This window comes from Idiomarina aquatica, from assembly GCF_003987185.1.
Classification (GTDB): Bacteria; Pseudomonadota; Gammaproteobacteria; order Enterobacterales; family Alteromonadaceae; genus Idiomarina; species Idiomarina aquatica.
The window spans coordinates 1-13,856 of the sequence record NZ_PIPS01000003.1 but is presented as its reverse complement, the minus strand read 5'-3'; the positions used below and the strand labels follow the sequence as shown (position 1 = coordinate 13,856).

13 protein-coding genes and 1 rRNA gene are annotated in these 13,856 nt (G+C 49.7%); 5 read left to right on the top strand and 9 right to left on the bottom strand.

All coding sequences use genetic code 11. The features are described 5' to 3' along the window. Position 1: 1 nt before the first annotated feature. Both CWE23_RS09575 and mpl read right to left on the bottom strand, forming a co-directional pair. A complete protein-coding gene (locus tag CWE23_RS09575) occupies positions 2-637 on the bottom strand; it encodes a flavin prenyltransferase UbiX (RefSeq protein ID WP_105307323.1) in 636 nt (211 codons plus the stop codon). Next, positions 634-1,986, bottom strand: coding sequence for a UDP-N-acetylmuramate:L-alanyl-gamma-D-glutamyl-meso-diaminopimelate ligase (gene mpl, locus CWE23_RS09570; RefSeq protein WP_105307324.1), 1,353 nt, complete (start codon positions 1,984-1,986; stop codon positions 634-636). Before mpl ends, CWE23_RS09575 begins: the two co-directional genes overlap by 4 nt. 138 nt (positions 1,987-2,124) lie before the next feature. Here mpl and CWE23_RS09565 point away from each other — a divergent pair, with 138 nt between their 5' ends. The 5 genes from CWE23_RS09565 to CWE23_RS09545 all read left to right on the top strand — a co-directional run bounded on the left by CWE23_RS09565 (position 2,125) and on the right by CWE23_RS09545 (position 6,148). Further along, positions 2,125-3,108 carry a class 1 fructose-bisphosphatase gene (locus CWE23_RS09565; protein ID WP_105307325.1) on the top strand — a complete coding sequence of 328 codons (984 nt, stop codon included), beginning with the start codon at positions 2,125-2,127 and terminating at the stop codon, positions 3,106-3,108. A gap of 88 nt (positions 3,109-3,196) precedes the next feature. After that, positions 3,197-3,724 (top strand): inorganic diphosphatase, encoded by a 528-nt coding sequence (gene ppa / locus CWE23_RS09560; protein ID WP_105307326.1) that lies wholly within the window; start codon positions 3,197-3,199, stop codon positions 3,722-3,724. A 6-nt stretch (positions 3,725-3,730) separates the two neighbouring features. After that, positions 3,731-4,441, top strand: a complete 711-nt coding sequence (locus CWE23_RS09555) for an ABC transporter ATP-binding protein (protein ID WP_126820118.1) — start codon at positions 3,731-3,733, stop codon at positions 4,439-4,441. Beyond that, on the top strand, positions 4,434-5,663 hold the full coding sequence (locus CWE23_RS09550) for an ABC transporter permease (protein ID WP_126820117.1): 1,230 nt from the start codon (positions 4,434-4,436) through the stop codon (positions 5,661-5,663). The genes CWE23_RS09555 and CWE23_RS09550 overlap by 8 nt, the downstream gene beginning before the upstream one ends. 5 nt (positions 5,664-5,668) lie before the next feature. Beyond that, positions 5,669-6,148 (top strand): DUF3299 domain-containing protein, encoded by a 480-nt coding sequence (locus CWE23_RS09545; protein WP_105307820.1) that lies wholly within the window; start codon positions 5,669-5,671, stop codon positions 6,146-6,148. On the opposite strand, the gene CWE23_RS09540 is transcribed toward CWE23_RS09545, so the two are convergent. The 7 genes from CWE23_RS09540 to rrf form a co-directional block, all read right to left on the bottom strand. Beyond that, complete coding sequence (locus tag CWE23_RS09540) at positions 6,149-8,392, bottom strand: two-component system response regulator (protein WP_105307329.1); 2,244 nt, start codon at positions 8,390-8,392, stop codon at positions 6,149-6,151. Between the two features lie 77 nt (positions 8,393-8,469). Further along, entirely contained in the window at positions 8,470-9,171 is a 702-nt protein-coding gene (locus tag CWE23_RS09535; RefSeq protein ID WP_105307330.1) for a TIGR04219 family outer membrane beta-barrel protein, read from the bottom strand. Positions 9,172-9,180: 9 nt separating this feature from the next. After that, on the bottom strand, positions 9,181-10,191 hold the full coding sequence (locus tag CWE23_RS09530; protein ID WP_126820116.1) for a DUF2333 family protein: 1,011 nt from the start codon (positions 10,189-10,191) through the stop codon (positions 9,181-9,183). Then, positions 10,191-10,619, bottom strand: coding sequence for a copper chaperone PCu(A)C (locus CWE23_RS09525; RefSeq protein WP_105307332.1), 429 nt, complete (start codon positions 10,617-10,619; stop codon positions 10,191-10,193). The genes CWE23_RS09530 and CWE23_RS09525 overlap by 1 nt, the downstream gene beginning before the upstream one ends. A gap of 33 nt (positions 10,620-10,652) precedes the next feature. Beyond that, entirely contained in the window at positions 10,653-10,961 is a 309-nt protein-coding gene (locus tag CWE23_RS09520; protein ID WP_105307333.1) for a hypothetical protein, read from the bottom strand. A 172-nt stretch (positions 10,962-11,133) separates the two neighbouring features. Then, a complete protein-coding gene (locus CWE23_RS09515; RefSeq protein ID WP_105307334.1) occupies positions 11,134-13,563 on the bottom strand; it encodes a TonB-dependent receptor plug domain-containing protein in 2,430 nt (809 codons plus the stop codon). Between the two features lie 186 nt (positions 13,564-13,749). Continuing rightward, a 5S ribosomal RNA gene (gene rrf, locus CWE23_RS09510) occupies positions 13,750-13,856 on the bottom strand; the annotation flags it as partial.

Below are 13,856 nucleotides of genomic sequence, written 5' to 3'. Positions count from 1 at the left end.
TTTACGATGACTCCTTTGCATAGCCCCAGCGGCCGACCAGGGATTGCTCGATACCCAGATGATCCAGTAGCCGCGCTACCATAAAATCGACCAGCTCATCAATCGATTGCGGCTGATGATAAAATCCAGGCGCGGCCGGCATCACCGTCACGCCCATCTGGCTAAGCTGTAACATATTTTGTAAATGTAAGGTCGAGAACGGCGTCTCCCGCGGCACGATAATCAACTGGCCTCGTTCCTTCATCACCACGTCCGCGGCTCGTTCTATTAGTGTGTTACTGCTACCGGTCGCAATGGCTGACAAGGTACTGGTTGAACACGGGCAAACGACCATGCGTTTCGGCGCCGCCGACCCAGAAGCAACCGGTGAAAACCAATCTTCTTTACCATACACCTTTAATTGATCCGCGGCGGGCGGACACCCGCGTTCATCAAAATAGGCGGTCAATTGCTGTAGCGCCTGATCCGGCGATGCCGACAGTTTCAGTCCCTGTTCGGTTGCCAGCACAACTCGGGCAGCGCTCGATATCAATAACAGCACCTGCTGTCGTTGCTGCAGCAAACATTCTATCAAACGTAGCCCGTAAGGGGCACCTGAAGCGCCGGTCAAGGCCACCGTTACGCGATCATCGGTCATAGTGAATCTCTTTGTTTGAGTGTGTCGATGAATCGTTGATGCAAGCCATCAAAGCTGCCGTTACTCATGATGATAACCGCATCTCCCGGCTTTACCGAGGAAACTAACTGTTGCATCAGTTGTTCAACCGAGTTGGCAATGGTCGCATCCGTCAAATAATCCGCCAGCGCCCAGCTTAATGACGGGGGCTGCAGTACAAATTGCTGGTCGGCAACGGCCAGCGCATGTTGCAATTGTTGCGCGTGTACACCCAACTTCATGGTGTTGGAACGCGGCTCCAGTACTGCCACGATGCGTCCCGGATGATGCGCCTTTAATCCAGCAAGCGTGGTTGCAATGGCCGTGGGATGATGAGCAAAATCATCATAAACCTTGATGCCTTGAACATCGGCCAGTAGCTCCATCCGACGTTTTGGCGACTTGAAGGATTGCAGTGCCTGCGCGCTCGTCTTCACGTCGATCCCGACATGACGCGCGGCCAACATTGCCATTACCGCATTACGAACATTGTGCAGGCCGAGCAATGACCACTGGACACTGGCCACTGTCTGGCCACCATGATCCAATAGCTCAAAGCGTGAACCGTCATCACCGTGCGCAAGCAGATCCCAGTCAGCGCCCGCGCCTACGCGCACCACGTCGCTCCAGCAACCTTGCGCCAGAACGTCTTCTATTACTGCATCCGCAGCAGGAACGATCACTTGTCCGGAATCCGGCACGACCCGCAGTAAATGCGCAAACTGCCGTTGTATCGCCGCTAAATCGGGAAAAATATCCGCGTGATCAAATTCAAGATTATTGATGATCAGGGTATCGGGACTGTAATGAACGAATTTGGAACGTTTATCGAAAAAAGCCGTATCGTATTCGTCCGCTTCGATGACAAAGAAGTCGCTGTCGGTAACCCGCGCGCTGATACCAAAGTTTTCCGGCACACCACCAATCATAAAACCCGGGTTATAACCCGCATCTTCCAGTATCCAGGCCAGCATGCTGGCCGTGGTGGTTTTACCATGAGTCCCTGCAACGGCCAAAACCCAGTGATGTCTTAGCACTTCTTCATGCAGCCATTGCGCGCCGGAAACGTAGCGCAAACGATCGCGCAACACTTTTTCGACCTCAGGGTTACCCCGACTTAGCGCATTACCAATGATGACTAAGTCAGGACGCGGCTCTAAATGCGCTTCGGCATAACCAGACTGCAGTTGAATGCCCAACGCCTCAAGTTGTGTACTCATGGGTGGATAGACATTAGCGTCCGACCCACTGACCTGATGACCAAGTTGTTTTGCGATGGCAGCAATGCCGCCCATGAAGGTTCCGCAAATGCCGATAATATGAATATGCATGAGGTTGTTACTGATTTAAGCCTACTAATAATCTCCGAAGTGTACCATCGTACGTCACATAGAGCAGGATTTTTGCACGAAAATGCGTTATCATTTGCGCCCTGTTAACACACAGTGACCAGGCAAACAGGGGCAACCATGAAACGTTTACTGCCAACGCTTCGCGAAGACAAAACCAGCGAATCGCTTATTTCCGTTATAAACACGATACAGATCGCTGCAAAAGAGATCTCTTTTCGCTTACACCAAGGCGCACTTGCCGGGGTGTTAGGCTCTACGCTGGATGAAAATATTCAGGGCGAAACCCAAAAGAAGTTAGACGTTGTTGCTAACCAGCTTTTAAAAACCCTGCTGCTTGAGTCACCCAATGTGCATGCGATAGCCTCAGAAGAAGAGGACTCCATTGTCGTCAGTCCAAATTCAGGCCATTATTTGGTCGCGTTTGACCCGCTCGACGGTAGCTCCAATATCGACATCAACGGTTCGGTGGGAACGATTTTTTCTATTCTGCGCAAGCCTGAAGGCGAAGACACTGGTGAATCCATGTTTTTACAGCCCGGTAAAGCGCAGGTAGCTGCGGGTTACATCGTTTACGGCCCGGCGACCATGATGGTGCTGACCACCGGTAAAGACGTGCGTACCTTTACGTTGGATCAAACCGTTGGCGAGTTCCTACTGACCAAAGAGCGTTCGGAGATTCCCCGCGCAACCAAAGAATTTGCCATTAACATGTCCAATCAACGCCATTGGTCTCCCGCCATCCGCGATTACATCAGCGACTTGCTGAAAGGCGAAACCGGTCCGCGCAAAAAGAACTTTAATATGCGTTGGAATGCGGCCATGGTTTCGGACGTTCACCGCATCATCACCCGTGGCGGTTTATTTACCTATCCCTGGGATGCGCGCAATGCGGCAAAACCGTTTAAATTACGGCTGATGTACGAAGCCGCACCCATGGCGCTGCTGATAGAAAAAGCCGGCGGTAAAGCCAGTGACGGTTATCAGCGTATTTTGGACATCGTTCCAACGGACATTCATCAGCGCGTCGGTGTGGTATTAGGGTCGGCTCAGGAAGTGGACAAATGCCTGGAGTACCATGCCCAGCATCCAAAACCATTTTAACAACGGTGAATACGGGGTTGCGCGTGATCCGGCACAAGCTATAATCGCGCAACAGCCTTAAATTTTTAATCATTAAACAGGAAGTACTATGAGCTTAGGAAACGTACCTGCGGGCAGCAACTTGCCTGACGAAGTTAATGTTATCATTGAGATCCCGGCTAACGCTGATCCGATCAAATACGAAGTGGATAAAGACACCGGTACGCTCTGGGTTGACCGTTTTATGGCGACCCCGATGTTCTATCCATGTAACTATGGTTTCGTTAATCAAACCTTATCTCTGGACGGCGACCCGGTTGACGTGCTGGTACCAACACCTTACCCACTGCAACCCGGCTCGGTGATCAAATGTCGTCCGGTTGGCGTGCTGAAAATGAGTGACGAATCGGGTGAAGACGCGAAAGTGATCGCCGTTCCAGTCAGCAAGCTGTCGAAAGAGTACGACCACATTCAGGACGTTAATGATCTGCCGGAATTGCTGCGCTCTCAAATCACTCACTTCTTTGAGCGTTACAAAGAACTTGAAAAAGGCAAATGGGTCAAAGTTGAAGGTTGGGGCGACGTGAACGCTGCAAAAGAAGAAATCCAATCCTCTTTTGAACGGGCGCAAAAATAAGCCATTATGAGTACCGCTGCCGTTGAGCTGACTGACGTTAAGTTTAGTTGGCCCGCACAACGACCAACGCTGGATATTCCGCACTGGCAGGTTGAACAAGCTGGTACCATGCTATTGCGTGGCGCCAGCGGCAGCGGTAAATCCACTCTGCTATCATTACTGGCCGGAGTGAATACCCCTCAGCAGGGAAAAATCGAATTACTGGGTACTGACCTTGCCCGTTTAAGCGCGCGTAATCGTGATAAATTTCGCGCCGACCATATTGGTTATATTTTTCAGCAATTTAACTTGCTGCCTTATTTATCGGCACTCGACAATGTCTTACTGGGTGTCCAATTTTCAAAGCAACGCCGTCAACGTTTGCGCGACCCCGCCGAAAAGACCGCAAATGATTACCTGACTCGCTTAGGATTAAGCCAACGACAACAGCATCAGCCTGCGGCTGAGCTTAGTGTTGGGCAGCAACAACGTGTTGCCGCGGCACGCGCACTCATCGGGGCGCCCGAACTGCTGATTGCTGATGAACCCACCTCAGCACTCGATGCCGACCGACGGGACCGTTTTATTAACTTACTGCTTGAATTAAGTAACGCTAATGGCACCACGGTGATCTTTGTCACCCACGATGCATCGCTGGCCAAGCAGTTTCAGTTCTGCACCGAGCTGAGCGACATTAACCGGGTTACCAGTAGCTTAGCGGAGGCTGACGATGCTTAAGCTCGCCACGAAAAGCCTGCTTAACCGCAAAGTCAGTGTGTTGCTGACGGTTGTCGCCATTGCTGTCAGTGTTGCTCTGTTGCTGGCGGTAGAGCGCGTTAAAGAACAAGTTCAGGAAAACTTTGCCAACACGGTATCCGGTACCGACTTGATCGTAGGCCCACGCGGCAGCCAAACACAATTATTACTGGCCTCCGTTTTTCATATTGGCAGCATGACCAATACCATGAGCTGGGCCAGCTTTGAAGACATCGCATCACGGCGGGAGATCAGTTGGGCGGTGCCAATTTCCCTTGGCGACAGTGTGCAGGGTTTACCGGTGGTAGCAACCACGGACGGTTATTTTAAACACTATAAATACGCCAACCAACAAGCGCTGGAATTAAATCAGGGGCGCTGGTTCGAGGCTAACGAACAGGCCGTACTGGGTGCCGAAGCAGCGCAACAGTTGCAGAAAAACGTCGGTGACTCGTTGACCATCGCTCATGGTAGCGGAGGTCTCAGCTTCAGCGAGCATGATCAACACCCCATCGCCGTGGTTGGTGTGTTAGAACGAACCGGAACGCCGGTTGATCAGGCCGTATACGTTAGTCTGGAAACGATTGAAACGGTGCATGGCATAGAACAGCAACACAGCGATGAGCATCACCACGAACATCACCACCCGGCAGAATCCATCAGCGCCGCCTTGCTGGGTCTGAAGGTGAAGCCATTAGCACTTAGGCTGCAGCGCGAATTCAATACCTATGACGCAGAACCATTAACTGCTCTGATGCCAGGCCTAACCTTGCAACAGCTGTGGAAAACCCTGAACGTATTTGAGCAAACCCTGAATGGCATGTCAGCGCTCGTTGTTCTCATCGGGCTTATCGGCATGCTGACGATTTTACTGGCCAGTTTGCGCGAACGCCGCCGCGAAATGGCGGTCTTACGTGCTGTAGGCGCAGGTCCTGTGACCCTGTTTACGCTGCTGGTCACTGAAGCCGTTCTGGTAACCCTTGCTGCTACCTTGGCCGGACTGGGTTTACTCTATGCGCTACAGTGGTCACTACAAGGCGTGATTCACACTCAAACTGGCATACTGTTCAGCTTAAATTTCCCCACAGCTGCCGAATGGTGGCGAATGGGACTCGTGGTTGTGGCTGGTTTTCTGTTAAGTTTGATACCCGCTTGGCGAGCCTATCGCCAGTCTTTATCCGATGGATTAACGGTGAAAGTATGACGTTGATGAAAAAATGGTTAAGTGCAGCTGTGATCAGTTCGGTTTTCAGCATGCCGGCACTTGCCGACGCAGAAAAAATTGGCTGGAAAGATTTGCTACCAGAAGGCTTTACGCCGCCGCCAGTACGCCCGCAATCCTATTATGACGCGAACCCCGAGGCGGACAAACAAACGCACTTAGATGCCCCCGTGGTAGAAGCATTAAACGGCAAAACGGTGCGTATTCCTGGCTATGTCGTACAATTGGAAGGCAATGCCGACGCAGTTACTGAATTTTTGTTAGTGCCTTACTTCGGTGCCTGTATTCATGTGCCGCCGCCACCGCCGAATCAGATCATTCACGTTGTCTACGAAGAGGGAGTGCCATACGAGCACACCTATGATGCAGTTTGGGTTGAGGGCACACTAAAAACAGAACGTACTGAGGGCGAGCTGGCTGTAACCGGTTACTCGATGACCGCCAGTTCGGTAGAGGTTTACCAGTAATCAGTTCAATTGTGACTCGCGAGTCAGGCTGACACAGTCTGACTCTTCACTGGCCAGCATCTTCGCCAGTTTATCCGCGGGCATTGGCCGGGCAAAATAATACCCTTGCGCTTCTGCGCAGTTCAACTGCTTGAAATAATTCAGTTGTTGCTCGTCTTCGATGCCCTCAGCAACTACCCCCAGACCCAGTCGGTGCGCCATATCGACGATGGTTTCAATAATAATACGACCGCTTTCTTCATCTGAATGATGAACAAAGGTTTTATCAATTTTCAGTCGATCGAGCGGCAGTTTTTGCAAGTAACTTAAGGACGAGAAGCCTACACCAAAATCATCGATGGCAACGTGTATACCCTGCCGTTTTAGTCGATAAAGAATGTCCGCAACAAAGTCCGGGTCTTCCATAACGATGCTTTCCGTAATTTCCAGCTCAAGACGATCCGGATTTACCTGATGTTGCTTTAATTGCTGCTCAATCAGTTCCGGAAAATCTCGCATACGGAACTGAGGTACGGACACATTGACCGCTATCCGGATATCGCCATAACCGCGTTCATCAAAGCGGCGGATTTGCTGGCAGGCTTCTTCTATCACCCAGGCACCAATATCAACAATCAAGCCAGAATACTCCGCTAACGGAATAAACTCCGCGGGACTGATAAAACTGCCATCGTCCTGCGGCCATCGCAACAACGACTCAACGCCGATGATACAACCGTTGCTTAAGTCGACCTGGGGCTGATACCAAACTTCCAGTTTGCGCGCGGCAAAATCGGCCCGCAGGCGTCGTACCATGTGCAGCCGATGCTGGGTCTCTTCTTCCATATAAGGACGGTAATAATTGAACCGTTCAAAGGAATTCTTCTTCGCATTTTTCAACGCGATGTAAGCCTGTTTTAAAAGCGCCTTACCGTTAGATCGTTCCGAATTATCGGCCGACGTGAAACCACAGGTAATGCTCAGCGGAATATAGTGCTCACCGGCACGGAACGGCAGCTTAAACAATTCATTGAGGTTCTGCGGTGAGATGATGTGTTCGGGACCTATCAAGCCAAACACGTCGGCAGCAATACGCGCAACAAAAATGTCATTGCCCAGTTGTTCCGTCAAACGCAATGCCACCGAGCGCAGCAGCGCATTACCAACGTCCTGCCCCAGTCCGTCATTGACGTCCGAAAAGTGATCAATATCGACAATAGCGGCTACTTTTGATTTGCTGGCTCGTTCAGCCAGCCGTTGCAGCTGACGCGTAAACTCGGCGCGATTAGCAATACCAGTTAATGGATCGAGATAAGCCGCTGAGCGGAGCTCCTCAAACAAGTTTGCGTTCTCAAAGCCGACGGCAATATTAGCGAGGAAAACTTCCAGTAGCTCCTGATCGTAATTTTCAATCGCATCAGCGGTCTCGATATAAGCCGCTGCCTGGTGCTCCTGACCATCGATAAAAAATACCGTGGCGCCTTCCATTTGCACGTGCCGGCGCTCGGCCAGACAACGTTTTACACCTTCCTCGATTCGTTGTGACTCTAACGAGCGGAGACTCTTATTAATACTCCCGGCAAAGTGACCGGCAGCTCCCAGCACAATAATGTCATTTTCTTTATCCGGGGCCCGTGCCCCGACAATCCCTTCCGCCCGCAACCCAAGGAGCGAGGCAAGCTGAGTGACCACCCCTTCGGAGAAATTCACGATGGAGTGCTTCTCCATGAGGTTGGAGGCCGAATGAATAATTTTGCGCAGTCCGCGTCGGTTTTCGTTGATGGTTCGTAATTGCTGGTAGGAACGTATGGCAGAAAATACCGTCGTTAGCAGGCGACTGCGGGTTAGTTCTGTTTTGGTTTTATAGTCGTTGATGTCGTAGTTTTTAACGACGCTTTCTTCCGGCGCATAACCGGGTTGTCCAGTCCGTAAAACAATGCGAACTTCATCGTTTCCGAGCTCTTCACGGATGGCTTTGGCAACGTTGAGACCGGCATCGTCGGTTTCCATAACCACATCGAGCAATACCATTGCGATATCATCGTGTTCGGTCAGACAATCTAACGCTTCGATACCACTGTAGGCATGCAGAAATTCAAGCGAGCGATTGGCAATAATCACATCCGATAACGCCATCTTAGTGACGGCATGAATCTCCTGATCGTCGTCAACAATCAGGAGTTTCCATACGCCTTCGCAAAGTTCCCCGGGTATTTCGTCGGGGTCATCACTTAAAAAGAGTGGCTCATCGTGGTTACTGCTCATTGATTACCAGTTGCCTTGGGTTAAAGGATAACCTTAACAATTTAGCTACAACTGAATCTTACTGCAAGCGGTAATCTTTAGAAATGCACATCCAGTGAAACAAACGGGCCTTTGAAGTTAAGATCTGAGTAGATATTATCAATATCATCCAGCTCTACCTTCATGGCTCGATAACCAGCGCTGATGCTAATATCAACCGCCAGGTTGTCAATCACACGGTATTCCAGTGCTGCTTGAATGTCATGTAAGTTACTGTCATCAAAACTGATGGCTTTCGCCTCGCCCGTTACCGTCCAGTTGGTAAATGGCAGGCCAATGCGTGCGGCAGCGTAAGCGGTTGGCACAACACCTGAAAAATCCTGCTGCGCAACAATGTCACTGACTGCGATTTCAGCCTGGCCGTCGAACTGTTTACCATTAATACCAACGTCGATGGCTACGATATCGTTGTCGAAAATCTCGTAATACAAGGTGTAATCGGTATTATCGAAGTTGCCGGAATAGCTGCCCGTTGATGTATTAACATCCAACTGAGTCTGACGAATCTTAACGTTCGGTATCAATGGAATCGGATGCTCCAACGCAGCATAGAAACTGGTGTTGGTGTCGTCATTATCAACATAAAACGGCTGAACATCTGAGCCAAAGCCGTACTGTCCGTCATAATCCGCGTTCCAGCCCTGTACACCAACGTACAAACCCAAAATCGTGTCGGCGCTGGCAGCCATCGGTAATGTCAGTAAACTTGCGGCGGCGACGAGTGTGCTCAGTTTTTTCATAATAGTGCGCTATCCTTCAGCTAATAAATTACGTAAATCAATTAATGCGGCATTAGCTCGCGATAAATAGTTCGCCATAACCAGCGAATGATTGGCCAGTAACCCAAAGCCTGATCCATTTAATACCATCGGACTCCAGATTGATTGCTGAGACGACTCTAACTCTTTAATGATCTGTTGCAAGCTAATTAACGCATTTTTATTATTTAACACCTCAGCAAAGTCCAGCTCCACCGCTTTCAAATAATGCAATAAAGCCCAACTGGCTCCACGTGCCTCATAGAATACGTCATCGATTTGCCACCAACTGGTTTGCGCGGAAATCAGTCTGGGCGAAGCGGTTGACTGCTTAGCCGCAGCGTCACCGGCAAGCGATATATCGGTCTCCACGCGGGCAACACTCGCGCTCAACCGTCTGGACAATGACCCCAGACGCTTTTCAACTTCCTGGATGTAGCGCCTTAAATTATCTGAGCGCGCATAAAACTGCGCGGAATGATCGCCTGGATCCGCCAGCGCAAGTCGATATTGCTGCACTTCCCTCATCACCAGTTGATACTCATTCTCGGCCGTTGGAGCGAACCAGCTGCGGTGGTCAATATTCATCGCCGGCTGTGCTTTCAATAAATTTGGGTTTTCAACCGACTGCGATTGCGAGCGGCTAAAATCATTTCGCATAGCCAATAACATATCCCGCGTCATTTGTATGGCGCCAAATTCCCAGGCAGGAATATTATCGAGTAGGCTGGTGGGTGGCAGAATATCGTTACTCATATAGCCGCCACGCTTATTTAATAACGTGGAAATGACCTCTACCACCGCCGTACTGGTGGCAAATCCTTTAACCGGTTCTAATGACAGTTCAGTGGCACTCTCAGTTACCGCCTCACGCACAGAAAAGGTATCAGGCTCTTTACTAAGGAACCAGCCCAGAACCCAAATGAGAACGATCAGCGACAGCGCACCTATCGCCAACCACTTCCAACTTAATGTTGAGTACCAACGCGAATGTTGTTGCATTATGGCTTCCTTACCTCTAGTTGAAGCAACTGTGAACGACCATCGGCAAAAAGTAACTCCACGGCAACTGTCGAGCCTTCTTGTAATGGCTCCTGCAGACCCATCAGCATGATGTGGTAACCTCCAGGTTTCATCTCTAACGTTTCACCCGGCGCTATCGACACTTCGCTAACGTGGGTCATTTTCATCATGCCGTCTTCATGAATATGAGTATGCAATTCCGTCGTTTTACTGACGTCACTTTTCATACCGACCAAGGTGATCACACTGGCCGTTTCGTTATGCAGTGAGACATACCCGGCGCCACTACTTGCGCCGGGGATCGAAGCACGAGCCCATGCATTAGTGGCCGTTACGTCCACCGCCCATGCACTAAAGGTACAACATGCGAGAATACCCGCAAGTAAAACGTTAAGCTGATTCTTCATAGCCGTAGTTAAGTCGCTGACTGATACCTCATACTATACGGTTTTTCTTGGATTCCGAAAGACAAAGTAGAGAATTAACACACACAGCAACAGTGGCCAAAACAGTCCAATGCCAGTAAAAATCAGCGCGATGAGGGCAGCCCCAAGGCCCAGTAGCACACTGCCAAATATGGTCATGACTAAGAAGAAGACCAACCCAACCACAGCCAGACTGATGATCAACGAGATCGCGAATTCAATCACCGAACCAATCGCAAAACCCAGCGTTGCCAGTATCTCTGGAGCAAAAAACAGCACAACAACAGCGATAATGGCAATGATAATACCTTGATTGCGTGACATAGTAGCCTCTTAATGTTTCAAATAACCCGATATTGTCTTTCAAGTTTAATGCCAAGTATTTTTCCTTATTTATCAATATACTATATAGCTCGTTGATTTTAAGTTGGTCGCTTTAACTACAGAAATAAAAAAACCGCCACATTGTGGCGGTTTTTATCAAAGCTCAAGTCACTTAAAATGTGTATTCCAACTCGGTAAAGAAGTAGGCTCCGTTGAAGCCAATCGGCGAGTTGGTATTAGGGTATTTAAAGATTTGATCAAAAACGCCCTGTACCGGCTGCTCTTGCGGATACTCGCTGAAAATGTTCTGTCCGCCAACCACTAAACTCAGGTTATTGGAAAACGCATAGCGAACCGAAAGATCCGTCACCCAGTTAGGACCATAAGTCTCGTTCGCCTCAGCAGGGGTTTCACCCTCATCGTAGTCACCAATAATATAGGTACCAAAATAGTTAAACCGTAAATCGGTACGCCAATTACCCAAGGTATGAGTAAACCCAATTGAGCTACTGTGCGCCGGCGTCGAATCCGTCATCCGTATTGCTTCATCGTAATCGAACAATACCGACTCAATACCATCAAATAAAGGTGGTAAATTGACCGATTCAATTTCAGTATCGTTAAAGCCGTAAGCGACCTGAGTCTTTAGATCCCCATACTCGGCAAGATCAAATGACTTGCTGACAACCACATCAAGACCTTTGGTTTTGGTATCAACAGCATTGATGAAGAAGCGTGCATTCTCAGCATCTACGGTACTCAGTGCCTGTGCAACCTGTGGCGAGTCATCCGGACGAACCTGATTTGACAGGATGATGCGATCATCGATGTTGATCTGGAAGAAATCAACCGTTACCGCCAACCCATCATAACCATTCCAAACGAATCCGGCACTGACGCTTTCTGACTCTTCGGGTTGTAAGTCAGGGATGCTCAAAGCTTCGGTAATTGGACTTAACGAATTAAAGGTACCTGATTGCTCAAGAACCGTTTCGCCGTTTACGTCCACCGCCAACGTTGAGATGTTGGTAAAATACAGTTGTTGTGCACTGGGAGCGCGGAAGCCGGTATTTACCGCGCCACGAACGGCAAAACGATCGGTCACATCATAACGGCCGGACAGTTTCCAACTGGTGTTGTCACCAAAGTCGGAATAGTCTTCGTAGCGTACAGCAGCTCCCCAAAGGAAGTTGCTGGTAAGCTGGTTTTCAGCTTCCAAATAAACGCCGACGTTGTCGCGGCTCTGATTCACTTCGGATTCCGGTTTAAAGCCTGTAAAACCCTGGCTGCCGGCTGGACGATCCTGATAACCGCCATCAATATAAGACGCTTCCTCACCGGCTTCTATTTGATAGGTATTGTCGCGATAACTAACACCGAACGCTACAGACAAGTCCGAGTTATTGTAAAAAGGAATAAAACGCTGTGCGTCGAACGTGACATTTGTTTCTTCGTTGGTCAGGGTACCCGCGTCAAAAGACGTTGGGGTTAGCTCTGGGCCCATTGATGCGTTCAGCGAGTTTTCCACGTTGTATTGAAACTCACTGGTCCCTAAACCACCACTAAAGTCCAGTGTCCATTCGCCAACAAACCATTCGTAACCAACGTAGGCCGAATAATCCTGCACATCGGGGGCTAAGATCGGCAGGAAACCGTCAGGATAGATTTCGGTTAAGGTATTCGACTGAATCGCACGGCGATAGAATGCGCCTGACTCGGATTTACGATCGCTGACACCACCAAACGCGTATAAACGACCGTCGGCAAAGCTCATGTCAAAATTCGCGAACAACGACGCATTCTCGTACTCGCCAGCACCGATATGGAAGCTCTTGCGATCAAAGGTTTCTTCCCGCGGATCCGGCTCACCGTTGTCCAGTAGCGGATATTGTTGTCTGGTATCAAGACCTGCACGATTAGTGCGGTTCTTATGGTGAAGTTCAGCTGATAGTGTTAATGCCCCATCTTCTCCAACCGAAAATCCGGTACTGCCGGACGCGCGCCATTGTTCACCATCACCTTTATGCGTCTGGCCAGCCTGTAAACTGACATCACCGCCGCTGGCGTTATCCTTTAAAACGATATTGATGACGCCCGCAATCGCATCGGAACCATAAAGTGCTGCGGCGCCATCGCGAAGCACTTCAATACGTTTAATCGCGGCCATTGGAATAGCGTTTAAGTCAACGTTTGAACTACCACGCCCTGTGGTGCCGTTTAGGTGAACTAACGCAGAGCTATGGCGACGCTTACCATTGATTAAAACCAAGGTGTGATCAGGCGACAACCCGCGTAATGATGCAGGTCGTACCGCGTCACTGCCATCGGTGATGGATGATGACGGAAAGTTAAAGCTCGGTACGGCGTATTGAAGTGCTTTGGCGGTGTCGGTCATACCGGTAGCAGCCAGATCTTCGGCTGAAATAATATCGATCGGTGCAGCACCGTCCGTCGCGGTACGTAATGACAGCCGTGAACCGACCACTTGTAACACTTCTTCTACTTCAGCTTCGGCGTTGGTATTTGCTTGTTGCGCAACAACAGGCGCCGTAAAAGCGGTGCCTGATAAGATTGCCAGAGTAATTAAGTTCTTTTTATTCATTACTGCTCTCCCATGAACGTGATGTTCCTAATATAACAGTAATACGAAAAACCTTATAAAACGGTTGGTGATGAATTAGATAAATTCAATCTAATAACTAGAAAAGGTCAACAGCGGTAACACCGCGGGCCGAGCGGGCATAAAAAAAAGCCCCAAGCGTGAGCCCGGGGCTTTCCTTAATTTGAAGTCTGGCGGTGTCCTACTCTCACATGGGGAGACCCCACACTACCATCGGCGCTGGTATGTTTCACTTCTGGGTTCGGAATGGAGCCAGGTGGTGCCATACCGCTATG